The organism is Streptomyces telluris (assembly GCF_024519335.1).
GTDB classification, from domain to species: Bacteria; Actinomycetota; Actinomycetes; order Streptomycetales; family Streptomycetaceae; genus Streptomyces; species Streptomyces telluris.
This window is the reverse complement of record NZ_JANIID010000063.1, coordinates 1-25238: the sequence shown is the minus strand read 5'-3', so window position 1 is coordinate 25238 and position 25238 is coordinate 1. Positions and strand designations below refer to the sequence as shown.

Sequence of the window (25238 nt, the reverse complement as noted above, 5' to 3'; positions counted from 1 at the left end):
GATCCGCCCCAGCCGCTCCGGGTCCGTCAGGATGTCCAGGGCGGTGACCCTGCCGCCCTGGATCGTGAAGGACATGACCGACATCGGCCGGCCGTCCGCCGTTACGGCGAGCACGCCGGGGGTGCCGTTGATGAGCACCGGGAGGGCCGCTTCGGCGAAGCGGGCGAACGTGATGGCCTGGGAGGCGACTTCGGTCGCGCCGCGGCGCAGGGCGCTCGGGAGCAGCGTGCCGCCGTCCGAGCGGGCCACGATGTCCGGGTCGAGGACGGCGACGAGGGCGTCGAAGTCGCCGCCGCGCGCGGCGGCGAGGAAGGCGTCGACGACGCGGCGCCGGGCGGCCAGGTCGGTGTCGGGCGCCGGGGCCTGCCCCTGGACGCGGCGGCGGGCGCGGCTGGCGAGCTGCCGGGTCGTGGCGGGGGTGCGGTCGATGATGCCGGCGATGTCGTCGAAGGGCACGTGGAACATGTCGTGCAGGACGAAGGCGAGCCGTTCCGCGGGGGCGAGGGTCTGCAGGACGATCATCAGGGCGATGCCGACCGAGTCGGCCAGGAGGATCTCCTGTTCCGGGTCGATGCGGTCCGCTCCGCTGATGACCGGGTCGGGAAGGCGGACGACCTGCCCGTCCTGGTCGTGGAGCGGCTCCTCGTGCCGCGTGGCGCGCGAGCGCAGCATGTCCAGGCACACCCGCCCGGTGACGGTGGTCAGCCAGCCGCCCAGGTTTCCGACCTCGCCGACGTCGGAGCGGTTCAGCTTGAACCACGTCTCCTGGACCGCGTCCTCGGCCTCGGCGAGCGAGCCGAGCATCCGGTAGGCCACCGCCTTCAGGTGCGGCCGGAACTCCTCGAACCGCTCCGCAAGAAAATCTTTTTCGCTCACCTGTCACATCCCCCTGTTCCGATCCGTCAGTGAAGTGACGGCCGACAACCGCGCCCGCGGCCGGGGAGGACGCCCCGGCCACCATGACACAACAGAGGATTTGATCATGACCGCTCGGATGAAGAACCCCGCGAAGGTCCTGCCCGACACCATGACGGGCATCCAGCATCTCTTCAAGGCCGTGCACAAGGGCGGCGTGCCGCAGGAGATCCTGGAGCTGGTCCACCTGCGGGTCAGCCAGATCAACGGCTGCAGCGCCTGCGTGTACGGCGGTGTGGCGAGCGCGAAGAAGGCGGGGGTCGGCGACGACCGGCTGCACGCGGTCGCGGCCTGGCACGAGGCCCCGTTCTTCTCCGACGCCGAGCGGGCCGCGCTGGCCCTGGCCGAGGTCTCCACGCGGCTGGCCGACCACACCGGCAAGGCGGTTCCGGACGACATCTGGGACGCGGCCGCCGACCACTTCACCGAGGAGCAGCTCGCCGCGATCATCCTCATGATCGCCACGACCAACTTCTTCAACCGCCTCAACACCACCGTCGAGGAGCCGGCCGGGACGACCTGGTAGACCCGCCGGCGGCAGGCCCCGCCCCCGACTCCTGCTACCCCCGCTACTCCTGCACCGCCTCGACGTCAACAGTGACGTCGACCATGTCGCTGACGACGACACCACCGCGGTCGACCACGTCGTTCCAGCTCACCCCGAAGTCCTGGCGGTTGATCCTGGTGGTGGCCGTGAAGCCGGCCCTGCGCCTGGGGCCGGCGTCGCGTCCGTCCTCCCACCAGGGGGTGTCCCACTGCCCCAGGTAGGTGACGTCGAACGTCACGGGGCGGGTCACCCCTCGGATGGTGAGTTCTCCGGAGACCTCGAATTCGGTCGCGCTCGCCTGGTGGACGCCCGTCCCGGTGAAGGTCCATTCCGGGTGGTTCTCGCAGTCGAAGAAGTCCGCGCTGCGGAGGTGGGCGTCGCGCTGTTCCTGGCCCGTGTACACGCCGTTCGCGTCGATGACCGCTTCCACGCGGGCGTTCTCGGGGTCGTCGGGGTCGACTTCCAGCGAACCGCGCACGTTCTTCAACTGCCCGCGCACGTAGGTGACCATCATGTGCCTGGCGCGGAATTCGGCGCCGGTGTGGCCGGGCTCGAAGAACCATCTGGTACTGCCCATGGCACCTCCCGGGAAGACCCCGCCCTCATGCGGTCCCCACCCCCGGACGGCCCTTTCCGCCCCTTCCGCCAGGATAGGGCGCCATGGAATTCTCCGCGCCCGCGTGCGTCCTGGGCAGCTCCGGCCTCTGCGCACCCCACACCGACCGTGGCCACGACCCCGACGCCTTCGTCGAGATCGGCTCTCTGACGAAGGCGCTGACCGGCACGCTGCTGATGCAGCTCACGGCCCGGGGCACGGTCTCCCTGGACGATCCCGTGGAGCGGTGGCTGAAGACGCCTACAGGTACGGGCATCACGCTGCGGCACCTGCAGGAGCACACCTCGGGGCTGCCCCGCCTGCCCCCTCCGCTGCCCGGCACGACCCGCTCGGACCCGTACCGCCCCTTCACCGACCAGGCGCTGCGCGAACTCCTCGCGGCGGGCCTGGGCCCCCTCGCCACGGCCCCTCCCGGGGAGAAGGAGGAGTACTCCAATCTCGGTTACGCCGTGCTCGGCGCCGCGCTGTCGGCAGCGGCGGGCGGCCCGTACGCCGACCTGCTGGCCGCGCACGTGCTCGATCCGCTCGGCGTGCGCGGCGACGTCACGCACCTGCCGCCGCCCGGCCGGAGCCTGGTCCCGACCGGCCTCTTCGGCCGCCGGCTGCGGCCGTGGACGATGACCGGCGCGATACTCCCGGCGGGCGGCATGTGGGCGACCCCGCGGGCGGCGGCCCGCATCCTCACCGGCCTGGTGGTCGAGCGCGTGCTGGGCGAGCCGGCCCCGGCGTGGCGGCGGGCGGGTGAACTCGTCTGGCACAACGGCGCCACCCGCCACTCCTCCGTCTTCGCCGGCGCCTTCCCGGACGGCCGCTGGATCCTCGTCCACCGCCTCGGCGGCGCCGCGGACGCGACGGACCGCATGGCCGTCGATCACCTGCGGGGTACGAAGTGCAGCAGCAGCCGCAGCAGTGGCGGCCGGTGAACGGCCCCGCCGCTGCTCCTACTCCTCCACCACCAGTGCCGGCGTCGACCGCGTCAGCACCTCGCCGCGGAAGAACGCCGGGCTGCGCCGCCGCATCAGTTCCATGAGGACCGCGCCGACCAGCAGCAGGCCCACCCCGATCACGAAGACCGAGCCCACGCCCAGGACGGAGCTGCCGCTGCCGTACGACGGGTCCCGCATGTCGTACAGCGTCTTGCAGAAGACGGCGGCGAGGAGCAGGCCGCCCAGGACCGGGAAGACGCCTTTGAAGAGAGCGTCGCGCGCCGAGCGGCCCAGGTCCCCGCGGAAGTACCAGGCGCAGGCGAACGCCGTGATCGAGTAGTAGAAGCAGATCATCAGGCCCAGCGCGTAGATCGTGTCGATGAGGACGTTCTCGCTGAGGAAGCTCATGGCGGCGTAGAAGACGCCGGTGGCGATGCCCGCCGCGACGGTCGCGCGGCCGGGCGACTTGAAGCGCGGGTGGATGCGGGCGAAGGACGGGGGCAGGGCCTCGTAGGCGCTCATGGCCAGGACCGTGCGGGCGACGGGCAGGAACGTCGTCTGGAGGCTGGCGGCCGCCGAGGCCAGGACCGCGACGAACAGCAGCACTCCCAGCGCCGTGCCCATGACGGGGTCGGCGAGCGCGGCGAAGACGTTGCCGGCGGTGTCGGGGTTGCCGAGGCCGGTGCCCTCCTCGCCGACGCCCGCGAACATCTGGGCGGCGATGGCGGTGACCAGGTACGAGCCGACGAGAACGGCCATGGCGAGGAGCGCGGCACGGCCGGGGGTCTTCGCGCTGCCCTCCGTCTCCTCGTTGACGGTCAGGCACGCGTCCCAGCCCCAGAACATGAAGATCGAGAGCGAGAGCCCGGCGGTGAAGGCCGCGAAGGACTGGACGGCGAAGGGGTCGAGCCAGGTCCAGGAGAAGTCGATGGAGGCGGGCAGGTCGCCCGAGCGGGCCTTGACCAGGGCCGTCACCGCGAAGACGGCCAGGACGGCGAGTTGCAGGGCGACCAGGGCGTACTGCACGCCCTTCGTCGCGGTCATGCCGCGGTAGCTGATCGCCGTCGCCACGGCGATGAAGGCGAGGCAGGTCGCGACGTGTACGGGGCGGTTGCCGTCGAGGGCGGCCACCGCGTCGCTGCCGGTGATCTCGCCGAGCAGGAGGTAGAAGAACGACGTGGCCACGCCCGCCAGGTTCGACAGCACGATGATCGTGGCGATCACCAGGCCCCAGCCGCACATCCAGCCGACGCGCGGCCCGAACGCCTGCACCGTCCATGTGAAGGACGTGCCGCAGTCGGGCACTGCCTTGTTCAGCTCGCGGTAGGCGAAGGCGACCAGCAGCATCGGCAGGAACCCGGCCAGGAAGACGGCGGGCATCTGCACGCCGACCTGGCCGACGGTCGGGCCGAGGGTGGAGGTCAGGCAGTAGACGGGGGCGACGGTGGAGATCCCGATGACGGCGCTGCCGAGCAGGCCTACGGAGTTGCCGCCGAGGCCCTTGCTCCTGCTGCCCTTGTCGGGCCGACCTGCGCGCGTGTCCGGACCGTCGCCGGTGACGCTCGTTACCGTGTCTCCGGCCCCGGGCCGCGGGTGTACCTGAACCATGGGCAGGACGGTAGGGCGTGCTGTTTCCGCATCCGGAGCCTCGGCATCCAGAAATCGGACCTTGAACATCCGGCGTTTACGCACCAGTTGGCCTGGCAAACGAAGGGGCCTCGCACGTTACGGCCAGTAACACTAAGGCCGCACGGGCCATTCCCCTCGGTGCGGGAACCGCACCCCCGCCCCATTTATCCCGTTTCAAAAATTTCCCGTTCAGGATTTCCCCGCCCCCGCCGTCATTTCCCCGTCCCCACCGTCCTTCCCCCCCCCCCGCCGTCATTTCGACGGGCCCGCCGTCCCGACCGTCTCCGTGTCCCGCCCCGACCGCAGCACCGTCCCCGGCAGCGCCCCCGTCACCACGTCGTGCCGCACCGTCTCCACCCCGTTGACCCGTACGCTCACCACGCCCACCGCCCTGGAGTCCAGCCGCGGCCCGTCGCCCGGCAGGTCGTGGACGAGCGCGGCGGGCCCGGCGTCGATGCGGCCGGGGTCGAAGAGGACCAGGTCGGCCGCGTACCCCTCGGCGATCCGGCCGCGCCCGCGCAGGCCGAACAGGCGCGCCGGCTCGTCCGTCAGCATCTGTACGGCCCGCTCGACCGGCACCAGCTTGCGGCCGCGCAGGCAGTCGCCGAGGAAGCGCGTCGTGTACGGCGCTCCGCACATCCGGTCCAGGTGCGCGCCCGCGTCCGAGCCGCCCAGGAGCACGTCCGGGTGCTCCCAGGTGTCCCGGCGCAGCTCCCAGCTGGCGGGGTCGTTGTCGGAGGGCATCGGCCACAGCACCGTGCGCAGCTCGTCGGCCGCGCAGATCTCCACCAGGCACGCGAACGGGTCCAGGCCGCGCTCGGCGGCGATGTCGCGCACGACGCGCCCGGTCAGGCCGTCGTTCTCCTTCGCGTACGTATCGCCGATCACGTACCGCCCGAAGTCGGCGAGCCTGCGGAAGACGCCCGCCTCGGGGCTGCGGGCGCGGCGCAGCATGTCGCTCTGGACGGCCGTGTCGCGCAGGGCGGTGATGCGGTGGGGCACGGGCAGGGCCAGGATCTCGCCCCAGCCGGGGATGAGGTTGAGCGCGCAGAAGGTGCCCAGGGACATGTTCATGGGCGTGAGGATCGGCATGGTGAGCGCCACGATCCGGCCGCCCGCGGCGCGGGCCCGTGCGCTCGCGGCGAGCTGGCGGGGCACGCGGTCGGGGGCGGCGGCGTCGATGGTGAGGACGTTCCAGTTGAGGGGGCGGCCGGCGGCGGCCGTCATCTCCGTCAGCAGGTCGATCTCGGCGTCCTCGAACCGGTCGAGGCAGCCGGAGACGATGGCCTCGATCTGGGTGCCCTCGTGCCGGCCGACCGCGGCCGCGAGGGCGAGCAGCTCGGCGGGCGCCGCGTGCCGGGAGGCGACGGGCCGGCCGTCGCCGTCGGAGTGGGTGGACGACTGCGTGGTGGACAGGCCCCAGGCGCCCGCGTCCATCGCCTCGTGCAGCAGGGCGGTCATGCGTCGCAGCTGCGCGGCGTCGGGCTGCCCGCCCACGGCGTCGGGGCCCATGACGTAGCGGCGCAGGGCGCAGTGCCCGGCCATGAAGCCGGCGTTGACGGCGATCCGCCCGTCCAGGGCGTCCAGGTACTCCCCGAAGGACGACCAGTCCCAGGGCGCCCCCTGCTCCAGGGCGCTCAGCGACATGCCCTCGACCTTGCTCATCATGCGCCGCGTGTAGTCGGCGTCGGCGGGCCGCGCGGGGTTCAGGGGCGCGAGGCTGAAGCCGCAGTTGCCGCCGACGACGGTGGTGACGCCGTGGCCGAGGGACGGTGTGGCGTACGGGTCCCAGAAGAGCTGGGCGTCGTAGTGGGTGTGCGGGTCGACGAAGCCGGGGGCGAGGACCAGGCCGGTGGCGTCCTCTTCGGTACGGGCCCGCTCCCCCAGCCTGCCGCCCGCCTTCACCCGGGCCGGGGACCGTCCGATCAGGGCGATGCGCCCGTCCCGGATGCCGATGTCGGCGACGTAGGAGGGGGCTCCGGTGCCGTCGATGACGGTGGCGCGCCTGATCAGGTGGTCGAGCATGGCCGGTGTCACCTTCTCCAGAGAAGTTCCGTCACACGGGTGCACGAAAGGACAGGCGCGCGAAAGGGCAGGTGCACGAAAGGGCAGGTGCGCGAAAGGGCAGGTGCGCGCGAACGGCCGGAGGCCGGGGCGGCGGATCCGGGAAGACGCCGCCCCGGTGCACGAGGAAGGCCCGGAAGGGAGACCCTCAGCGACCCTCGGCGACCCTCAGCCCGCCCGGCGCATCCGCTCCGTCCGGTGGACGGGGTCCGTGTCGATCTTCGGGATGACGTGCTCGCCGATCAGCCGGATGGTGCGCATCGTGTCCTCGTACGGCACCCCGACCGGCAGCCCGAAGGCCAGCTGGTCCGCGCCCGCCTGCTCCCACCGCTTGCACTGGCGGAACACCTCGTCCGGGTCGCCGCAGATCATCAGCTCCTCGGCGATGAGGAGTTCGATGACCTCCTCGGTGTACTCGGGCAGCAGCTCGGGCCACCGCGGGATGCCTTCGGGGCGGGGGAAGGTGTCGTGGTAGCGGAAGAGCAGCGACTGCAGGTAGTGCAGGCCGCCCGAGGCCGCGATCTCCACGGCCTTCGCGTGCGTCTCGGCGCAGACGGCCGTGGAGGTGACCATGACGTTGTCGTTGACGTAGGCGCCGACGGGCTCGGCGGCAGCGATCGCCGTCTTGTACGAGTCGACGACCCACTCCATGTCGGCGACCTTCTGGACGCTGAAGCCGAGGACGCCGAGGCCCTTGCGGGCGGCCATCGCGTACGACGAGGGCGATCCTGCCGCGTACCACATGGCGGGGTGCGCGGGCCCGTACGGCTTGGGCAGCACCTTGCGCGGCGGCAGTGACCAGTGCTTCCCCCGGAAGCCGGGGTACTCGTCCTCCAGCCACATCCGGGGGAACTCGGCGATCGTCTCCTCCCAGATCTCCTTCGTGAGGTTCATGTCGGTGATGCCCGGCAGGAACCCGAGGATCTCGTGGCTGCCCGCGCCGCGCCCGGTGCCGAACTCGAATCGGCCGCGGGTGAGGTGGTCGAGCATGGCGGCCTTCTCGGCGACCTTGGCCGGGTGGTTGACCTGCGGCAGCGGGTTGAAGATGCCGGAGCCGAGGTGGATGCGGTCGGTCGCGTGGGCGAGGTAGCCGAGGAAGACGTCGTTGGCGGAGAGGTGCGAGTACTCGTCGAGGAAGTGGTGCTCGGAGGCCCAGGCGTACTTGAAGCCGGACCTGTCGGCCTGGATGACGTACTCGGTCTCCTCCATCAGTGCGTGGTGCTCGGCCTGCGGGTCACCCCGCCGCCGGCTCTCCGGAACGTAGCCCTGCACGAAGATCCCGAATTCCACGGAGGTTCACCGTCCGTCCGCTCGCCCGTTGTCCGTCAGCTCGCCCGTCTTCCGCAGCGTGCCCGCTCGTCCGAGGTTTTCTGACGTAGCGTCAGATAGGAAGACGGGTGAGACTCTGGCACCGGCGCACGGGAGCGTCAAGACACCGGCAGCGGCGCACGTGAGCGTCAAGACACCGGTAGCGGAACGCCGGCCAGCCACCCGCCGTCCACGACGAAGTGCTGCCCGGTCACGTACGAGGAGTCGTCCGCCGTCAGATAGAGGGCCAGCCTCGCCACCTCCTCCGGGCGTCCGATCCGGCCCATGGGCACCGCCTTCCGGTAGAACGCGGCCGCCGCACCCGCCGCCCGGCCCGGGTCGGCGGAGGGGTCGAGGGCCACCGGGTCCGTCATGGGGGTGTCGATCGCGCCCGGGCACACGGCGTTGACCCGGATGCCGCGGGCCGCCAGCTCCAGGGCGGCCACCCGGGTCATGGCGAGGACGGCCGCCTTCGAGGCCGCGTAGGAGGTGAGGAAGGGCATCCCGGCCAGCGCGGCGTACGAGGAGGTGTTGACGATGGTGCCGCCACCCGCCGCCGCCAGTTCGGGCGCGACCGCGCGCATGCCGAGGAACGCGCCCAGCTGGTTGACGCGGCAGACCTCCGTGAACTCCTGCCGGGGCGTGTCGGTCAGCTGGTTGCAGCGCAGGATTCCGGCATTGCCGACGAGCCCGTCGAGCGCACCGAAAGTCTCCTTGGCGGTGGCCACGGCCGCCGCCCAGTCCGCCTCTTCGCCGACGTCCAGATGGACGTACGCGGCGACGTCAGGCCCCAGCTCCTCGGCCACGGCGCTCCCCTGCTCGTCCAGGACGTCCGCGAGGACGACCTTCGCACCCTCCTCGGCGAACAGCCGGGCCTCCTGAGCGCCTTGCCCGCGTGCCGCACCCGTGATGAGCACGACGCGGCCGTCGAGTTTGCCCATGGCGTTTTTCTACCTCCGTCGCATTCATCGCACCGCTGCAAGTCTCTGCGTCGTCGCTCGGCCCGCACTGTCACTCAGTCCGCACTGTCACTCAGTCCGCGTTGCCACTCAGCCCGCACTGTCACTCAGCCCGCGCTCCGTTCAGGCGCCGCGCCCTTCAGGGGCGCGGGGAACTGCGCGACCAGCCACAGACGCGGCCCGCGGTTACGCGACCCGGCTCCCGGCGGAGCGCTCAGTCGTCCAGCAGCGGCGCCACCCCGTCCGCGAACGCCTCCATCTGGTCCAGCAGTTCGCCGAGGTCGCGGCAGCGGAAGCGGACCTGGACCTGGTTCACGCCCATCGCCGCGTACACCCGCAGCGACTCCGCGAGCGTGCCCGGGCGGCCGGTCAGCGTGCGGGCGCCCACGTCCCAGGAGGGCGTGCCGACGTAGAGCGCCTCGGAGATCGCCCCGACCGCGAAGGGGCCGCCCAGCCCGCCCGGCCCGCCCGGCCCGGCCTCTTCGCGCAGCCGCCGCAGGGTGGCGATGCGCTGCGGCAGCTGTTCGCGCCGGTCGCCCTGCGACAGCCAGCCGTCGCCCCGCAGCGCCGCCCGGCGCAGCGCCGCGGGCGAGGAGCCGCCCACCCAGATGGGCGGGCGCGGCGTGCGGACGGGCCGGGGCGCCTGACCGAGGCCGCGGAAGACGAAGCGGCGGCCGCTGAACTGCGGGAACTCCGAAGGCCCCAGGGCCGCTTTGAGGGCGTCGACCGTCTCGTCGAGGATCGCGCCGCGCCGCCCGAAGTCCACGCCGAGCGCCTGGAACTCCTCACGCACGTGCCCGGCGCCGACCCCGAGGACCAGCCGGCCCCCGGCCAGCCGGTCGACGGTCGCGTACTGCTTGGCGAGCGCGAGCGGGTGCCGGAGCGCGGCCACGGCGACGTGGCTCAGCAGCAGGGTGCGCTCAGTGACGGCGGCGAGGTGGGCGAGGGTGGCCACCGGGTCGTACCAGACGGTGCCCATGGCGGCGGCCAGGCGCACGGGGACGGCGACGTGGTCGCAGGTCGCGAGGTAGGCGAAGCCGAGCCGGTCGGCGGCCGCGGCGACCTTCCGCAGGTCGGCGGGGCCCGCCTCGACCTCCCACGGCTCGGCGTAGAGGGTGCTGAGAGAGGTGATGGGCAGCTGCATGCCGTACGCGAGGCGGCCTTCGGGCAGCACCTGCAGGCCGGAGGGCGGCGCCTCCGGGCCGGCTGCCGCGGCCCCGCCCGCGACGGCCCCGCCCTCCACGGCCCCGCCCTCCGCGGCCCGCTCCTCACCCGGCCGCATGCGCCCACAGCCCTTCCTCCGTGAGCCCCAGCAGCTCGATCGCGTTGCCCCGCACGATCTTCTCCACGACGTCCTGCGCCAGATGCCCCATCTGCTCCTCGGCGACCTCCTTGGAGCGGGGCCAGGTGGAGTCGGAGTGCGGGTAGTCGGTCTCGTAGAGGACGTTGCCGACGCCGATCGCGTCGAGGCTGCGCAGCCCGAAGGCGTCGTCGAAGAAGCAGCCGTGGACGTGCTCGGCGAAGAGTTCGGAGGGCGGCCGCAGGACCTTGCCGGCGACGCCGCCCCAGCCGCGGTTCTGCTCCCAGACGACGTCCGCGCGCTCCAGGGTGTACGGGATCCACCCGATCTGCCCCTCGGCGTACATGATGCGCAGGTCCGGGAAGCGGTCGAAGGCGCCGGACATCAGCCAGTCGACCAGGGAGAAGCAGCAGTTGGCGAAGGTGATGACGGAGCCGACGGCGGGCGGCGCGTCCGCCGAGGTGGACGGCATGCGCGAGGAGGAACCGATGTGCATGGCGATGACGGTGCGCGTCTCGGCGCAGGCGCGCAGGAAGGGGTCCCAGGCGTCGGTGTGGACGGAGGGGAGGCCGAGGTGCGGGGGGATCTCGGAGAAGCACACGGCGCGCACGCCGCGCTCCGCGTTGCGGCGGACCTCGGCGGCGGCGAGTTCCGCGTCCCACAGGGGGACGATGGCGAGGGGGATCAGGCGGCCGTGCGCCTCGGGGCCGCACCACTCCTCCACCATCCAGTCGTTGTACGCGCGCACGCCCAGGAGGGCGAGTCCGCGGTCCGACGCCTCGGTGAAGGTCTGCCCGCAGAAGCGCGGGAACGTGGGGAAGCACAGCGCGGACTGGACATGATTGCGGTCCATATCGGCCAGGCGTTCCGGGACGCTGTAGGAGCCGGGCCGCATCTGCTCGTACGTGATTCCCTCCAGCCTGACCTCGTCCCTGGAGTATCCGACGGCGGTATCCAGCCGTGTGAGCGGACGGTGCAAATCCTCATAGATCCACCAGTCCGCCTCCGGGCCGGGGTCCCCCGGGGCGCCCATGACGGGAGTGAACCTCCCGCCGACGAAGGTCAACTCCTTGACGGGCGCCCGGACGATCCGCGGTCCGACGTCGCGGAACTTCGCCGGTAGCCGGTCCGACCAGACGTGAGGAGGCTCGACCGTGTGATCGTCCACCGAGATGATCCTGGGGATGCTCTCCATGGCTGACACGTTAGCGACGATCTGACGATCCGTCAGTAAGGTGCGTGCGGGGCCGTGGGGCGGTCTCTGGCAGGCCTTGTGGAGAGGCCGGACCCCTGCTGACGCAGAGCCTCCTAACAAGGCAGACTGGCCGTGCGACCGAGCGGGACAAGCAGGGGGTCACCATGGCCGGCGACACAGGGCACGGGCAGCAGCTCCGATTCACCGTGCTCGGGCCCGTGCGGGCCCGCCGCGGCGGGGAACTGCTGAACACCGGCTCGCCCCAGCAGCGGGCGCTCCTCGCCGCCCTGCTGCTGCGCGGCGGCCGCACCGCGACCGCGCCCGAGCTCGTCGACGCCCTGTGGGGGGACGAGCCCCCGCACGCCGCCCTCGCCGCGCTGCGCACCTACGCCTCCCGGCTCCGCAAGGCGTTCGGGGCCGACGCCGACGCCCTGGTCAGCGAGTCCGGGGGGTACGCGATCCGGATCGGCCTCGGCTGCCTCGACATCGACCGCGCCGAACACCTCGTCACCGAGGCCGAGAAGACCCGCGCCTCCGGCGACCGCCACCGCGCCCGCGACCTCATCAACGAGGCCCTCGGCGTCTGGGACGGCGAACCGCTCGCCGGCCTTCCCGGGCCGTACGCGGAGACGCAGCGCACGCGCCTGGAGGAGTGGCGGCTGTCGCTCATCGAGACCCGGCTGGACCTGGATCTGGAGGTCGGCAGCCACGCGGAGGCCGTCTCCGAGCTGACCGCCCTGACCGCCGCCCACCCGCTGCGTGAGCGCCTGCGCGAGCTGCTGATGCTCGCGCTCTACCGCAGCGGCCGCCAGGCCGAGGCCCTCGCCGTCTACGCCGACACCCGCCGCCTCCTCGCCGACGAACTCGGCGTCGACCCGTGCCCCGAGCTGTCCGAGCTCCAGCAGCGCATCCTCAACGCCGACGCCGACCTCGCCCTGCCCTTCGTCCCGGACGACCGGCCGTACGCCGGCCCGGCCTTCATCCGGCCCGCGCAGCTGCCCGCGACGGTCTCCGACTTCACGGGGCGCGCGGCCTTCGTGGACGAGCTCGGCGACCAGCTGGCGACGTGCTCCGGCGGGGTGATGGCCGTCTCCGCGGTGGCGGGCATCGGCGGCGTCGGCAAGACGACGCTCGCGGTGCACGTCGCGCACGCCGCGCGCCACCACTTCCCGGACGGGCAGCTCTACGTCGACCTGCAGGGGGCGGGCCCGCTGCCCGCCGAGCCGGAGGCAGTGCTCGGATCGTTCCTGCGCGCGCTCGGAATCCCCGACTCCGCCATCCCCGAGGGCGTCCAGGAGCGGTCCGCGCTCTTCCGCTCCACCCTCGACGGCCGCCGCGTCCTGGCCCTGCTGGACAACGCCCGCGACGCCGCCCAGGTCCGCCCGCTGCTGCCCGGCACGGAAGGCTGCGCGGCGCTCGTCACGAGCCGGACGCGCATGGTGGGCCTGGCCGGGGCCCACCTGGTCGACCTGGACGTGATGAGCCCGGACGAGGCGCTGGTGCTGTTCACGCGGATCGTGGGCGCCGAGCGCGTGGAGGCCGAGCGGGACGCCGCGATGGACGTCGTGGCGGCGTGCGGCTTCCTGCCGCTGGCCATCCGCATCGCCGCCTCCCGCCTCGCCGCCCGCCGCACCTGGACCGTCTCCGTCCTGGCCCGCAAGCTCGGCGACGAGCGCCGCCGCCTGGACGAGCTGCGCGCCGGCGACCTCGCCGTCACCGCCACCTTCGAACTCGGCTACGGCCAGCTGGAGCCCGGACAGGCCCGCGCCTTCCGGCTGCTCGGGCTCGCCGACGGCCCGGACATCTCCCTGGCCGCCGCAGCCGCCGTCCTCGACCTCGGCCCCGACGCCACCGAGGAGCTGCTGGAATCGCTGGTCGACACGTCCCTGCTGGAGTCCGCCGCACCCGGCCGGTACCGCTACCACGACCTCGTACGCCTCTACGCGCGTGCATGCGCCGAACGCGACGAACTGCCCCCCGCCGAGCGCGAGGCGGCCCTCTCGCGGCTGCTGGACTTCTACCTCGCGACGGCGGCCGGGGTGTACGTCCTGGAGCGCCCCGGCGACCAGCTCCTCGCCCACCTGACGCCCACGACCCACCCCGGGCTCGTCTTCACCGACCGGGGCGCCGCGAGCGACTGGCTGTTCGCCGAGGCCGGGTGCCTGCTGGCCTGCGTACGCCAGCACGCGACCGCCTCCGGCGACACCCTGCGCCGCGCCGTCGACCTGCTGCTGGCCGCCAAGGACCTCGCCGAGTCCGGCGCCGACTCCCGCCTCTACGAGCAGGCCGCCACCGCCCTGCTCGGCGCCACGCAGGCGGCCGGGGACACCCGGGCCGAGGGCCGCGCCCGGACCGTGCTCACGCACGTCCACAGCCTCGCCGGCCGCTTCAACCAGGCCGACGAGCAGGCCCTGCACGCCGTCCTCCTCGGCCGCGCCACGGAGGACCCCATCCCGTGCGGCTACGCCTCCAACAACCGCGGCATCATCGCCATCTACCAGCACCGCCACGAGGACGCCGAGGCGTACATCGGGCAGGCCCTGGAGTGCTTCCGGGCGGACGGCAACCGGCCCTGCGAGGCCAGCGCGCTCAGCAACCTGGCCCGCGTCCACCTGGACACCGGGCGCACCCGCTCGGCGGTCGGCCTCGCCGAGCAGGCGCTCGCCATCTACCGCGAGATCAACGTCAGCTGGCGGCTGGCGAACGGCCTGTACACGTACGGGCTGGTGCTCACCCACGCCCGCCGGTTCGAGGACGCGCTGCGGCAGCTGAACGAGGCCATGCCGATCTTCGTCGACAACCGGCAGCGGCTCTGGGAGGGCATGACCCACTACCGGCTGGCGGAGGTCCACCTGGCGGCCGGACGGCCGACCGCCGCCGCCCACCACGCCGAGCAGGCGCTGAAGCTGCGCGGCATCGGCGGCGAGTGGCGCCGCGGCAACGTCCTGACCGTGCTGGGGCGCTCGCTCGACGCCCTGGGGCAGCCGGGCCGGGCGCGCGCCTGCTGGACGGAGGCGCTGGCGATCTACGAGCAGCTGGGATCGTCGGAGGCGGCCGACGTACGCGATCTGCTGTCGGTGGCTACGGCGGCGTAGACGCCTGCGGGCGCGGGGCTGCGGCGGCATAGGCGCCGGCCAGCGCGCGGGGCTGCGGCGGCGTCGGGGTGGACCGACGCGCGGCGGCGCGGACGGCGGCGCGGGGCCGCGGCAGCGTCGGAGGGCCCGGCACCCGGCGGGTGCGGACGGCGGCGCGCGGCTTCCGCCCGGAAGACGGCGCAGGAGGTCCGCCCGGAAGACGGCGCAGGAGGTCCGCCCGGAAGACGGCGCAGGAGGTCCGTCCGGCGAGGGTGGAACTCCGCGCTCCGGGGTAGCGCATAGATAAGTGCGGCCGTCACCCCGAGCGGAAGCGAGGATTCGAAGCCCTGGACGACGCTTCGAACCCCCCTCCGGGAGCGGACCGCAAGGGCCGGATGGGCCCCGAAAAACGCTGTCACGTGCCCGTTCATCGATCGTTTATCGCGACACGGCAGTCTGAGTCATGTCGATCCGTCGCGTCGGGGGGCAGACGGGTCGTAGGTGAGGCCTCACCTCAGGGGTGATCAGCCCCAGTCCCCGTCCGGCGGCCATCGGGGGAGTCGCCGGGCGGGTTCTGCATCCCAGCACCAACCCCTCACGCCAAACGACTCGCACCGACCCATCGGAGTTGATCGCTATGAGCGACGAGCGGAAGCTCACGCCAGGCGTGGCCACACCGCAGGACGACCACGCCACCGGCGGGACGTTCGCGGCAGGGCAGCAGTTCGCGCCTCCGCCGGACGACCACGCCACCATCGGTGAGCCGATCGTCATGAAGGACAAGAACGGCGTGAAGAAGAAACCCCTCCCGACGGAGGACCGGGTCGCCATGGACGACCACGCCACGGGGGACAAGCCCAAAACCGGGCTCATCTGATCGGGCTCCCGGGGCGGGGGGTTTCTGACCGAAGACATCGGCGGCCAGGAACCCTCCGGCCGGGGGGCCTCAGGGGGAGAGCACCGCACGGGGACGTTCCGGGGAGGAAGTACCGCAGGGAACGTACCCGGGGAAGACGCACGACGGGGGAAACGTACGGGGGACGTACGACGGGGGAGCCGTACGGGGGAACGTACGACGGGGGAAAGCACGGGGGGAATGCACGACGGGGAGATCCGACGGCGGATTTCCACGGGGGATTCAACGGGGGTCGTCCGGCGCATGAGCGGAACGGGGGGCGCCGGACGGGAAGAAAGGCGCCATCGCAACGGGGGAAAGCACAGGCACCACCACGGGGGAACAGCACAGGGAACAGCACAGGGGACAGCACAGGAAACAGCACGGGGGACGCACAACAACTGAAGAAGGTTTACGGGGGAACACGCACAACAACTGAACACGGAAGCACCAACGGGGGACTGTCAGGGGCCGGCGTCGGCAGCGCGGAGGGGAAGCCGTCGACGCCGGCCCCTGCGGTCATGCGCCCATGGCGCCTAACTGCAGACAAACGGATGGGAGTTCACACACTTCCGTCCGAACCGCGGACGCGGCCGTCCTCACCCGCTACGTTCGCTGGCATGCGCATCACCACCGCATTACACCCCCCGAATCAGAGAGGTCGGAAATGAACGCCACCAGCAAGCGCACGAAGAAAGCTCTCCTCATAGCAGCCCTGGCCGCCGCCGGAGCACTGGCCACGGCCGGCCCCGCGGCCGCCGCGAGCACCGACGACCACAGCACCAGGAGCACCCCGTCCGCCCCCGTGCAGCTCGCGCACCCGCTCGGCGGCGGCGCGGCCGCCCCGGGTGACGACCACACCACGGGCGGCTCCGACGACCACACCACCGGTGGCTCCGACGACCACACCACGGGCGGGTCCGACGACCACAGCACCCTGGTGCCCGGGCTCGGCGCCGCCGGAACGTCCCGCTAGGGACGGCTGCTGCCGCGGGAGCGTCAGCGGCGCTGCAGCTCAGCTCGCGCCACCCAGGTCGGCCGAGAGCCAGTGGCGCGGCCGCATCCTGATCGCCACGACCGCTTCCGGGTCGGCCATGATCCTCTCGACGTGCGCCTCCACCGCCGACTCCGTCGGCAGGTAACGGGCAGCGATCTCCCTTGCCAGCTCTTTCGTCGCCGTTTCGACCGACACGAGCTCGCCCTCGACGGAGACATACCGGTACGTCGGAGACGTCTGGTCCACCAAGAGCGTGAATCGCCCGGCATCGGCAATGAGCTGTGTTTTACGGGAGGCGCGGCCGGTGACGAGTACGACCTCACCGCCCGGACGGTAGACGTACCAGACGGGCACGTTCACCGGGCCGCGCCCTTCCTCGCCGGAATCGACGGCAAGCGCCGCGACGTGCGGGCCGACCAGGAATTTCTCACGCTCTTCGACGGACAGCGGCATCGCATCCACCTCGTTCACGGTCGTGCGGATTCAGGGACCCGGGGCGAGCCCTGCTGGATATTCCGGATCGCATCCTGGTCTCCCGGTCCGATCGGCGCCGCTGACCGCGCCGCCGTTCCCCCGTTATCCGGCCGTCATTCCGCCTGCTTGCCGCAATCCGCGCTTGACCACCTTGCCGGAGGCATTGCGCGGCAGCACGGGAACGAACTCCACCTCCCGCGGCACCTTGTACGCGGCCATCTCCTGCCGCGCCCAGGCGATCAGCTCCTCGGCCGAAACGGCCGGGCCGCCGCCCCTGCGGACCACGAAGGCCTTGCCGACCTCGCCGAGCCGCTTGTCCGGCACGCCGACGACCGCGGCCTCGGCGATGCCCGGGTGCCCGGCCAGCGTCCGCTCCACCTCCGCCGGATAGACGTTGAAGCCGCCGGCCACGAACATGTCCTTGATCCGGTCGGTGATCCGCAGATTGCCCTCGCTGTCCAGCACCCCGATGTCGCCGGTGTGCAGCCAGCCGTCCACGTCGACCGTCTCCGCCGTGGCACGCGGGTCCTCGAAGTAGCCCTTCATCACCTGGTACCCGCGCACGAGGACCTCGCCCGCCCGCCCCGGCGGCAACGCCTTCCCGCCCGCACCCACCACCTTGACCTCGGTGTCCGGCAGGGCCCGCCCGGAGGTGCCCGCGACGACCTCGGCACGGTCGTCGCGGCGGCACATGGTGACGACGCCGGTGGCCTCGCTCATCCCGTAGGCCGTCAGCACCGTGGGGACGCCGGCCTCGTCCCGCAGCCGCTCGACCAGCCGCGGATCGACGTCCGCCGCTCCCGTCACCACCAGCCGCAGCGAGGACAGCCCGCCGGCGGTGCAGGCCGGGTGGTCCAGCAGCGCCCGGAGGAGGGTCGGCGGACCGGGCAGCACCGTGATGCGCTCCGCCACGAGGTGGGCCAGGACCGCGTCCACGGCGAAGACGGCCTGCGGCACCATCACCGCGCCGCGCATCAGGCAGGCGAGGACGCCCGCCTTGTAGCCGAAGGTGTGCGAGAAGGGGTTGACGATCAGATAGCGGTCCCCGCTCCGCAGCCCGGCCAGGTCGCTCCAGGCCGCGAAGGTGCGCAGGCTCTGGGCATGGGTGACCACCACGCCCTTGGGCTCGCCCGTGGTGCCGGAGGTGAAGACGATGTCCGACGGCGCGTCGGGGCCGACGGCGTTCGCCCGCGCCCGTACGGCCCAGGCCGGCACCGCGTCGCCCGCCGCGAGGAACTCCTTCCACGTCCGGAAGCCGGACGGCGCGTCCTCGGCCAGCACCACGACCTCCCGCAGGTGCGGCAGCCCGGGCAGCGTGACGTCCGCGCGACGATCGCGGCCCTTGCCGCGCCTTCCGCCGGCGCCGCCCGCACCTTCGCCGGCGTGGCCGAGGTCGGCACCGAGGCCGGCCCCGGCCCCCGCCCCGGCACCGGCGCTGCCACCGGCACCCTGCGTGACGCCCGCCGCGCGGCGCAGGGCGGCGACGTAGGAGGTGCCGAGGAACGTGCCGGTGACGAAGAGCAGCTTCGCCCGGGTGCGCGCGAGCACCTGCACCGCCTCGGCGCCCCTGAGCCGGGTGTTGACCGGGACGAGAACCGCACCGGCCGTGACGGCCCCCAGGGCGGAGACGATCCAGTCGAGCGTATTCGGCGCCCAGACGGCCACGCGGTCACCGGCCTCGACGCCCGCCGCGAGGCAACCGGCGGCGGCCCGCTCGATCCGGGCGGCGAGCTGCTCGTAGCCGACCCTGGTGCGGCCCTCGACCACCGCCTCGCGGTCGCCGTGGCGCGCCGCGGCCGTACGGACCAGCCGGGGTATGGACATGAACTCCAGGTCTCCGCGCATCGCGTGCCCTTCCCGCCGCCCCGGCCCGCCCACTGCTGACTGTTCGTCAGATTAGCGATAGCCTTCCGCGCTGTCAGCAGGGGAAGCAGCGGTAGCAGGGGGAGCAACCGGAGCACGAACGCGACGGAGGGGACGATGGCCGCGAGACGTACGACACCGGCAGCGCCGACGGCGCACACGACCACCACGGCGCACACGGCGCCCCTGACACCCACTGCGCCCGCCCCGTCCACGGCATCCGCCGCGTCCACGGCGCTCAAGGACGCCACCGCGATCGTCGGCATAGGACAGACCCCCTTCGCCCGCCGGCTCGATGCTTCGGAAAAGACCCTGGCCTGCCGCGCGATCCTCGCCGCGCTCGACGACGCGGGCATCCCCCCTTCCCAGGTCGACGCCTTCGCCTCCTACACCATGGAGGAGACCGACGAGGTCGAGATCGCCAAGGCCGTCGGCGCGGGCGACGTGACCTTCTTCGCCAGGACCGGCTTCGGCGGCGGCGCCTCCTGCGCGACCGTCGCCCACCTCGCCACGGCGATCGCCACCGGGCAGGCGTCCGTCGGCGTGGCCTGGCGCTCCCGCAAGCGCGGGTCCGGCCCCCGCCCCTGGACCGACACCCGCAGGCAGCTGCCCACCCCGGCCCAGTGGACCCGCCCGTACGGCCTCCTGCGCCCGGTCGACGAGATCGCCATGCTCGCCCGCCGCTACATGCACGAGTACGGCGCCACCCGCGACCACTTCTTCAACATCGCCCTGGCCTGCCGCAACCACGCCGGCCGGAACCCGGCCGCGATCATGCACGGCCGCCCGCTGACCCGGGAGACCTATATGACCTCCCGCTGGATCAGCGAGCCGCTCTGCCTCTTCGACAACTGCCTGGAGACGGACGGCGCCCTCGCCTGCGTCGTCGTCTCCGCCGACCGCGCCCGCGACTGCCGCCGCTCCCCCGTCTACGTGCACGCCGCCGCCCAGGGGCTGCCGGCCCAGCACCACGGCATGGTCAACTACTGGAACGACGACCCGCTCACCGGCCCTTCCTGGACCGCCGCCCGGCAGCTGTGGAAGACGGCCGACTTCGGCCCGGACGACGTCGACGTCGCCCAGATCTACGACGCCTTCACCCCGCTCATCCCGCTCTCCCTCGAGGGCTACGGCTTCTGCGGCCGCGGCGAGGGAGCCGCCTTCACCGAGGACGGCGCCCTCGAACTCGGCGGCAGGCTCCCGCTGAACACCGGCGGCGGCGGGCTCAGCGAGGCCTACGTCCACGGCTTCAACCTCATCACCGAAGGCGTCCGCCAGCTGCGCGGCACCTCCACCGCACAGGTGCCCGGCGCCGCGACCTGCCTGGTCACGGCGGGCGAGGGCGTGCCCACTTCGGCTCTGCTGCTGAGGAGTTGACCTCATGTCCTCCATGATGAGGGGCACCACTGACAACGGCCTGCTGGCACCCGAGCCGGACGACGACGGCGCGCCCTTCTGGGAGTTCGCGGCCCGCGGCGAACTGCGCATGCAGGCCTGCGCCGGCTGCGGCGAGCTGCGGTTCCCGCCCCGCCCGTGCTGCCCGCACTGCGGATCCTTCGACAGCACGTGGCGGCGTATGACGGGCCGCGGCAGCATCTGGTCGTACGTCCTGCCCCACCCGCCGCTCCTGCCCGCCTACGCGGCGCGGGCCCCGTACAACGTCGTGCTCGTGGAGCTGGCCGACGCCCCGCACCTGCGCATCCCCGGCAATCTCGTGGCGGCGCCCGACGCGGACATCGACTCCGTCGACCCCGCCCTCCTGTGCATCGGCGCGCCCGTGCGCGTGACCTTCGCACGGCTCGCCGGGGGCGTCGTCGTGCCGCGGTGGTTGCTGGAGGCGTCATGAGCGGCGACGGCCCGGTGAAGGGGATGCCGGAGGCGGCGAGCGGCGACGCGGCGGCGGGCGCAGGGACCCCTGCGGAGGCGGGCGCCGGCGTCCGTACGGAGGTGCGCGCGGACGGCGTCGCCCTCGTCACCCTCGACCGGCCCGCACGCCACAATGCCATCGACCTCGCGACAGCCGCGGAACTCACAGCCGTCTGGCGCAGGTTCCGCTTCGACGACGGCGTCCGGGCCGTCGTGCTGACCGGCGCCGGGGAGCGGGCCTTCTGCACCGGCATCGACCGCTCCGCCGGCGTCCCCCAGCCGGGCTCGCCCTACTCCCTGGACGACCCCCTGCGCACCGTCGGCCCCAAGTCGTGCGACCTGTGGAAGCCGGTCGTGGCGGCCGTCGGCGGCATGGCGTGCGGCGGGGCGTTCTACCTGCTCGGCGAGGCGGAGTTCGTCGTGGCCGCCGAGAACGCCACGTTCTTCGACCCGCACACGACCTACGGCATGGTCAGCGCCTACGAGGCGATCCACATGGCGCAGCGCATGCCCTTCGGCGAAGCCGCCCGCCTGGCCCTGATGGGCACCGCCGAGCGGCTCTCCGCGCGGCGGGCGTACGAGATCGGCCTGGTCTCCGAGCTGACCGCCCCCGGCGGGGCCGTCGACGCCGCCCTGCGCGCCGCCGCCGCCATCGCCGCCTGCCCGCCGGAAGCGGTGCAGGGCACGGTGCGGGCCTTGTGGGCGGCGAAGGAGGCCACGCTGGAGCGCGCGCTCTCGCTGGCCCCGCACCTGATCTCCCTCGGCAGCCTGCCGCCGGAGCGGCAGGCACGGCTCTTCGCCGCACGCGAGCGGGGCCACCGCCTGCGCTGAACCGCCGGAGCGGGAACCACCGCCCGAGGGGCCCACACCACCACCCGTGAGGCCCGCACCGCGGGAATCGCCCCCGTGCCAGGGAGGTCCTCAGCGCCGTGAGGACATGCCCGTCCCCTTCGCCGCGTCCAGCGCGTACACGCAGCGGTCCTTGCTGCACGCGTACACCACGCCACCCGCCACCACCGGCGAGCCCGTGATCTCCCCGCCCGTGGCGAGCTTCCAGCGCAGCTGCCCGCCCGCCGCGTCCACCGTGTACAGACAGTGGTCGGCGGAGCCGAAGTGGATGCGGCCGTCGGCGACGACGGGAGCGCCCACCACGTCGCCGCCCGCGGCGAACCGCCACTTGGGCGTGCCGGTGACCGCGTCCAGGGTGTAGAGCGCCCCTCCGCTGCCCAGGTGGACGGAGCCGGCCGACACCAGCACCGGCTCCGTGGACTGCCGGGCCTCCGTGGCGATGCGCCAGCGGTCTCGGCCGGTGGCCGCGTCCAGGGCGTAGACGGTGCCCAGGTAGTCGGCGATGTAGACGCCGCCGCCGGTGACCGCGGGGCCGGGGGCGAAGGCCGGCGGGCTGAGGAAGACGGCGGGCGCCTCGAAGCGCCAGCGCACGTCGCCGCGGGCCACGTCGATGGCGAGCACGCGCGTGCCCGCGGCGACGTACACCACGCCGTCGGGGCCGGTCAGGAGCCGGACGGGCACGCCGCCGCAGGAGGCGGTGTCCCCCACGGGGTACGACCAGCGCTCGGCGCCGGTGCGGGCCTCCAGGGCGCGCAGCCGGGCGTCGGCCCACACGTAGACGGTGCCGTCGTGGACGAGGGGGCCGCAGTCGGGCGTCTCGAAGTCGGTCTGGGCGCCGCCCATCTCCCACAGCAGCTCGCCGTTGGCGGCTTCCCAGGCCTGGACGCCGCCGCCGCGGGTGCCCGTGACGACCGTGCCGCGGTCGGCCCGCAGGGAGTAGACCCAGCCGTCGGTGGCGAGCCGCCAGCGCTCCGAGCCGTCGGAGGCGTCGAGGGCGTAGAGGGTGGGGCCGTCGGAGGCGTGGATGCGGCCGTCGGTGACGGCCATGGCCCAGGCCACGTCCCGGGTCTTGAACTGCCGCCGCCCGGTGGCCACATCGAGGGCGTGCACCTCGAACGAGGTGACGTACAGCAGCTCGCCGGCCACCGTGGGCGTGCCCCAGACGTCGTTGGACATGCGGAACCGCCAGGGCCGCCAACGCCCCTGGTCACCGGGTGCATTGGTGGCGCCGTCGGCCGCGGCGCCGGTCGTCTGGGCGGGGACGGAGGTGGGGGCGGACCCGCCGCCGGCCACGCCCGCGGGCGGGCGCACCCAGCCCGTGGCGGGCCCGGTGCCCGACGGGGAGCGGGTGTCGCGGCCGTCGGCGACGCGCGGGCCGGGGCCGATGGGGACCTGCGCCCCCGCCAGCCGGACGGCTCCGTCGTGCGCGGGCGCCGCGGCGTAGCGGCCGGGGGCGCCGAGCGGGGCGGTGCCGGCGCCCGCGCGGGAGTCGTGGGGCGTGCTCAGGCCGCCGCGCGGGTCGTGCCCGACGGGCGCCGGGGAACGGCCGGTGCCGGCCGCGCCACGCCCGTCCCCCCAGGCGGGGCCGCTGTGGGCGGCGGGGGCCGGCGACTGGTCGTAGGAGGGCGCGGGGGTGGGCGGCTGCGCGGGGCGCGGCGGGACGGCGGCCCGGGCGCGCCCGCGGCTGCCGGCTCCGGCCGCCGCCGGCCGCTGGCCGGCGCGCCGCTGCTCGATGAGCGAGACGGCGTTGTCCGGCAGCCAGGCCGAGGCCGTGCCGCTGTCGTCGCCCCCGCCGGAGGCGAAGAGGTGCGGGGCCAGCTCGGACTGCAGGTCGGCCGGGCTGGGCCGGTGCTCGGCGGCCATCTGCATGCAGGAGTCGATCAGGGGCCGCAGCTCGTCGGGCAGGCCGCTCAGGTCGGGGCCCTCGCGGAGCAGCATGAAGACCGTCTCCACCGGATTCGCGCCGTGGAAGGGGGCGTGGCCGGTGGCGGCGAAGACGAGGGTGGAGCCGAGGGAGAAGATGTCGCTGGAGCCGGTGACGCTGCGGGAGTCGCGCGCCTGCTCGGGGGACATGTAGGCGGGGGTGCCGACGGCGACGTTGGTCATCGTCAGCCGGGTGTTGGAGACGCCGGAGGCGATGCCGAAGTCGATGACGCGGGGGCCGTCCTCCACGACGAGGACGTTGGAGGGCTTCAGGTCGCGGTGGACGAGGCCCGCGCCGTGGATGGACTGCAGCGCCTCGGCGATGCCGGCCGCGAGCCAGCGCACGGCCTGGGCGGGCAGGGGCCCGCACTCGTTGACGATCTCCTCGAGGGAGGGCGCGGGCACGTACGCGGTGGCGAGCCAGGGCACGGCGGCGCGCGGGTCGGCGTCGACGACGGCGGCGGTGTAGAAGCCGCTGACCGCGCGGGCCGCCTCGACCTCGCGCGTGAAGCGGACCCGGAAGAGCTGGTCCTCGGCGAGCTCCGTGCGCACCGTCTTGATCGCCACCCGCCGGCCGGACGCCGAGCGGGCGAGATAGACCAGCCCCATGCCACCGGCACCGAGTCGGCCGAGCACCTCGAACGGGCCGATCCGTCTCGGGTCGTGCTGCGTAAGCTGCTCCACCACTGACCTGCCACCTCCCCGTCGGGGCTTGAAGGGTTTCAGCCCCGTGCAGCGTCTCACCGCGAATTATCCCGGGGTACGCATGCTGATTCTTCCTGGCGAATGACGCGGTGGCGAACCCGGGTCGCGCTTCACCCTCTCTCCACCACATGCGGAACGCCTCGCCCCGCGCCTCCTACCCCCGCTTCCCGCCCGCGATCCGCCGCCGCCCCCGGGAGCTTCCGCCATGGCCCGCGGGGTGTGTCACGACTGCCACGTTAGCGGGGGACCGCGGTCTTCCGCGGGACCTGTGGACAACCGTGCGAAGGGTCTGCGAAGGGCGTTGTCCACAGCCTGTTGATAAGAGGATTCACCGGTACGGGCCAATCCCGTGCGATCTTCCCGCGGTCCCCCGCAACCCCTCTGAGCTGGCCTTACACCCCACTCCACACCCCTGCCCCCATTTGCATGCGGCCGAATCGCGCTCCGATCACCCCTCGGTAAGCTGACGGCATGACAGGACAAGTACGCACCGTCGACGGCCGCGTGGCCGGCCGACGCGGCCAGGCGACGCGGCAGAAGCTGCTCGACTGCCTCAGCGAAATGCTCAGCTCCTCTCCCTACCGAGACGTCAAGGTCATCGACGTCGCACGCAAGGCCGGCACCTCGCCCGCGACCTTCTACCAGTACTTCCCGGACGTCGAGGGCGCGGTCCTCGAGATCGCCGAGGAGATGGCCAAGGAGGGCGCGAGCCTGACCGAGCTGGTCGCCGGCCGCTCCTGGGTCGGCAAGTCCGGCTGGCAGGCCGCCGAAGAGCTCGTCGACGGCTTCCTCGGGTTCTGGCGCAAGCACGACGCCATCCTGCGGGTGGTCGACCTCGGCGCGGCCGAGGGCGACAAGCGGTTCTACAAGATCCGCATGAAGATCCTCAACGCCGTCACCAACTCCCTCACCGACTCCGTCAAGGAGCTCCAGTCCAAGGGCAAGGTGGACAAGGACGTGAACCCCGCGGCCGTCGCCGGGTCGCTCGTCGCCATGCTCGCCGCGGTGGCCTCGCACCAGAAGGGCTTCCAGAGCTGGGGCGTCAAGCAGGCCGAGCTCAAGCCCAACCTCGCCCTCCTCGTGCACCTGGGCATCACGGGCAAGAAGCCGACGAGGTAGCGCTTCCGGCACCT

Annotated in this window: 20 protein-coding genes; 9 read left to right on the top strand and 11 right to left on the bottom strand. The window is 73.1% G+C overall.

The annotated features are described in order from the left end of the window. Positions 1–876: sigma-70 family RNA polymerase sigma factor (locus NQU55_RS35445; protein WP_256791809.1), on the bottom strand; the 876-nt coding region annotated here is incomplete at its 3' end. Positions 877–982: 106 nt separating this feature from the next. Between NQU55_RS35445 and NQU55_RS35440 the strand changes: the two genes are divergently transcribed. After that, a complete protein-coding gene (locus NQU55_RS35440) occupies positions 983–1441 on the top strand; it encodes a carboxymuconolactone decarboxylase family protein (RefSeq protein WP_168092711.1) in 459 nt (152 codons plus the stop codon). Positions 1442–1484: 43 nt separating this feature from the next. Here NQU55_RS35440 and NQU55_RS35435 read toward each other — a convergent pair whose 3' ends face one another. Further along, positions 1485–2039, bottom strand: a complete 555-nt coding sequence (locus tag NQU55_RS35435) for a YceI family protein (protein ID WP_168092712.1) — start codon at positions 2037–2039, stop codon at positions 1485–1487. Positions 2040–2122: 83 nt separating this feature from the next. On the opposite strand from NQU55_RS35435, the gene NQU55_RS35430 reads away from it, so the two are divergent. Continuing rightward, a complete protein-coding gene (locus tag NQU55_RS35430) occupies positions 2123–3001 on the top strand; it encodes a serine hydrolase domain-containing protein (protein WP_168092713.1) in 879 nt (292 codons plus the stop codon). 18 nt (positions 3002–3019) lie between these two features. Here the strand turns inward: NQU55_RS35430 and NQU55_RS35425 are convergent, their stop codons facing one another. The 6 genes from NQU55_RS35425 to NQU55_RS35400 all read right to left on the bottom strand — a co-directional run bounded on the left by NQU55_RS35425 (position 3020) and on the right by NQU55_RS35400 (position 11459). Continuing rightward, the gene (locus NQU55_RS35425) at positions 3020–4612 is read right to left on the bottom strand and encodes an APC family permease (RefSeq protein WP_256791808.1); all 1593 of its coding nucleotides are present in this window, start codon (positions 4610–4612) and stop codon (positions 3020–3022) included. Between the two features lie 273 nt (positions 4613–4885). Next, positions 4886–6658 (bottom strand): N-acyl-D-amino-acid deacylase family protein, encoded by a 1773-nt coding sequence (locus NQU55_RS35420; protein ID WP_256791807.1) that lies wholly within the window; start codon positions 6656–6658, stop codon positions 4886–4888. A 207-nt stretch (positions 6659–6865) separates the two neighbouring features. Continuing rightward, positions 6866–7987 (bottom strand): LLM class flavin-dependent oxidoreductase, encoded by a 1122-nt coding sequence (locus NQU55_RS35415; RefSeq protein WP_168095772.1) that lies wholly within the window; start codon positions 7985–7987, stop codon positions 6866–6868. A 167-nt stretch (positions 7988–8154) separates the two neighbouring features. Beyond that, positions 8155–8946 (bottom strand): SDR family NAD(P)-dependent oxidoreductase, encoded by a 792-nt coding sequence (locus NQU55_RS35410; protein WP_168095771.1) that lies wholly within the window; start codon positions 8944–8946, stop codon positions 8155–8157. Positions 8947–9178: 232 nt separating this feature from the next. Then, complete coding sequence (locus tag NQU55_RS35405) at positions 9179–10108, bottom strand: TIGR03619 family F420-dependent LLM class oxidoreductase (RefSeq protein WP_240976899.1); 930 nt, start codon at positions 10106–10108, stop codon at positions 9179–9181. A gap of 124 nt (positions 10109–10232) precedes the next feature. Further along, complete coding sequence (locus tag NQU55_RS35400; RefSeq protein WP_168095769.1) at positions 10233–11459, bottom strand: amidohydrolase family protein; 1227 nt, start codon at positions 11457–11459, stop codon at positions 10233–10235. 164 nt (positions 11460–11623) lie between these two features. Between NQU55_RS35400 and afsR the strand changes: the two genes are divergently transcribed. From afsR to NQU55_RS35385, 3 genes are all read left to right on the top strand, one after another. After that, a complete protein-coding gene (afsR, locus tag NQU55_RS35395; protein ID WP_256791806.1) occupies positions 11624–14554 on the top strand; it encodes an SARP-family global regulator AfsR in 2931 nt (976 codons plus the stop codon). 616 nt (positions 14555–15170) lie between these two features. Further along, complete coding sequence (locus tag NQU55_RS35390) at positions 15171–15410, top strand: hypothetical protein (RefSeq protein ID WP_168096816.1); 240 nt, start codon at positions 15171–15173, stop codon at positions 15408–15410. Between the two features lie 685 nt (positions 15411–16095). Then, positions 16096–16404: a hypothetical protein gene (locus tag NQU55_RS35385; RefSeq protein ID WP_256791805.1), complete on the top strand. Its 309-nt coding sequence runs from the start codon at positions 16096–16098 to the stop codon at positions 16402–16404. 39 nt (positions 16405–16443) lie between these two features. Here NQU55_RS35385 and NQU55_RS35380 read toward each other — a convergent pair whose 3' ends face one another. After that, positions 16444–16878 (bottom strand): pyridoxamine 5'-phosphate oxidase family protein, encoded by a 435-nt coding sequence (locus NQU55_RS35380; protein ID WP_256791810.1) that lies wholly within the window; start codon positions 16876–16878, stop codon positions 16444–16446. A 123-nt stretch (positions 16879–17001) separates the two neighbouring features. Continuing rightward, positions 17002–18744 carry an AMP-binding protein gene (locus NQU55_RS35375; RefSeq protein ID WP_168091087.1) on the bottom strand — a complete coding sequence of 581 codons (1743 nt, stop codon included), beginning with the start codon at positions 18742–18744 and terminating at the stop codon, positions 17002–17004. 135 nt (positions 18745–18879) lie between these two features. On the opposite strand from NQU55_RS35375, the gene NQU55_RS35370 reads away from it, so the two are divergent. Genes NQU55_RS35370 through NQU55_RS35360 form a run of 3 tightly spaced genes read left to right on the top strand, consistent with a single transcriptional unit; the run spans position 18880 to position 21459 of the window. Further along, entirely contained in the window at positions 18880–20139 is a 1260-nt protein-coding gene (locus NQU55_RS35370; RefSeq protein WP_168091088.1) for a lipid-transfer protein, read from the top strand. A gap of 4 nt (positions 20140–20143) precedes the next feature. Continuing rightward, a complete protein-coding gene (locus NQU55_RS35365) occupies positions 20144–20608 on the top strand; it encodes a Zn-ribbon domain-containing OB-fold protein (protein WP_168091089.1) in 465 nt (154 codons plus the stop codon). Continuing rightward, positions 20605–21459: an enoyl-CoA hydratase/isomerase family protein gene (locus NQU55_RS35360; RefSeq protein WP_240976107.1), complete on the top strand. Its 855-nt coding sequence runs from the start codon at positions 20605–20607 to the stop codon at positions 21457–21459. The genes NQU55_RS35365 and NQU55_RS35360 overlap by 4 nt, the downstream gene beginning before the upstream one ends. A gap of 90 nt (positions 21460–21549) precedes the next feature. On the opposite strand, the gene afsK is transcribed toward NQU55_RS35360, so the two are convergent. After that, on the bottom strand, positions 21550–24087 hold the full coding sequence (gene afsK / locus NQU55_RS35355; protein WP_256791804.1) for a protein serine/threonine kinase AfsK: 2538 nt from the start codon (positions 24085–24087) through the stop codon (positions 21550–21552). Positions 24088–24576: 489 nt separating this feature from the next. On the opposite strand from afsK, the gene NQU55_RS35350 reads away from it, so the two are divergent. Next, entirely contained in the window at positions 24577–25224 is a 648-nt protein-coding gene (locus NQU55_RS35350; RefSeq protein WP_168091090.1) for a TetR family transcriptional regulator, read from the top strand. Positions 25225–25238 lie beyond the last annotated feature (14 nt).

What these genes read in the sequence shown, in the direction of transcription:
- NQU55_RS35370 (WP_168091088.1), top strand. Translation starts at nt 18,880, where the DNA reads ATGGCCGCGAGACGTACGACACCGGCAGCGCCGACGGCGCACACGACC.
- NQU55_RS35410 (WP_168095771.1), bottom strand. Translation starts at nt 8,946, where the DNA reads ATGGGCAAACTCGACGGCCGCGTCGTGCTCATCACGGGTGCGGCACGC.
- NQU55_RS35385 (WP_256791805.1), top strand. Translation starts at nt 16,096, where the DNA reads ATGAACGCCACCAGCAAGCGCACGAAGAAAGCTCTCCTCATAGCAGCC.
- NQU55_RS35400 (WP_168095769.1), bottom strand. Translation starts at nt 11,459, where the DNA reads ATGGAGAGCATCCCCAGGATCATCTCGGTGGACGATCACACGGTCGAG.
- NQU55_RS35365 (WP_168091089.1), top strand. Translation starts at nt 20,144, where the DNA reads ATGTCCTCCATGATGAGGGGCACCACTGACAACGGCCTGCTGGCACCC.
- NQU55_RS35360 (WP_240976107.1), top strand. Translation starts at nt 20,605, where the DNA reads ATGAGCGGCGACGGCCCGGTGAAGGGGATGCCGGAGGCGGCGAGCGGC.
- NQU55_RS35440 (WP_168092711.1), top strand. Translation starts at nt 983, where the DNA reads ATGACCGCTCGGATGAAGAACCCCGCGAAGGTCCTGCCCGACACCATG.
- NQU55_RS35435 (WP_168092712.1), bottom strand. Translation starts at nt 2,039, where the DNA reads ATGGGCAGTACCAGATGGTTCTTCGAGCCCGGCCACACCGGCGCCGAA.
- NQU55_RS35375 (WP_168091087.1), bottom strand. Translation starts at nt 18,744, where the DNA reads ATGCGCGGAGACCTGGAGTTCATGTCCATACCCCGGCTGGTCCGTACG.
- NQU55_RS35420 (WP_256791807.1), bottom strand. Translation starts at nt 6,658, where the DNA reads ATGCTCGACCACCTGATCAGGCGCGCCACCGTCATCGACGGCACCGGA.
- NQU55_RS35380 (WP_256791810.1), bottom strand. Translation starts at nt 16,878, where the DNA reads ATGCCGCTGTCCGTCGAAGAGCGTGAGAAATTCCTGGTCGGCCCGCAC.
- NQU55_RS35405 (WP_240976899.1), bottom strand. Translation starts at nt 10,108, where the DNA reads ATGCAGCTGCCCATCACCTCTCTCAGCACCCTCTACGCCGAGCCGTGG.
- afsR (WP_256791806.1), top strand. Translation starts at nt 11,624, where the DNA reads ATGGCCGGCGACACAGGGCACGGGCAGCAGCTCCGATTCACCGTGCTC.
- NQU55_RS35430 (WP_168092713.1), top strand. Translation starts at nt 2,123, where the DNA reads ATGGAATTCTCCGCGCCCGCGTGCGTCCTGGGCAGCTCCGGCCTCTGC.
- NQU55_RS35350 (WP_168091090.1), top strand. Translation starts at nt 24,577, where the DNA reads ATGACAGGACAAGTACGCACCGTCGACGGCCGCGTGGCCGGCCGACGC.
- NQU55_RS35425 (WP_256791808.1), bottom strand. Translation starts at nt 4,612, where the DNA reads ATGGTTCAGGTACACCCGCGGCCCGGGGCCGGAGACACGGTAACGAGC.
- NQU55_RS35390 (WP_168096816.1), top strand. Translation starts at nt 15,171, where the DNA reads ATGAGCGACGAGCGGAAGCTCACGCCAGGCGTGGCCACACCGCAGGAC.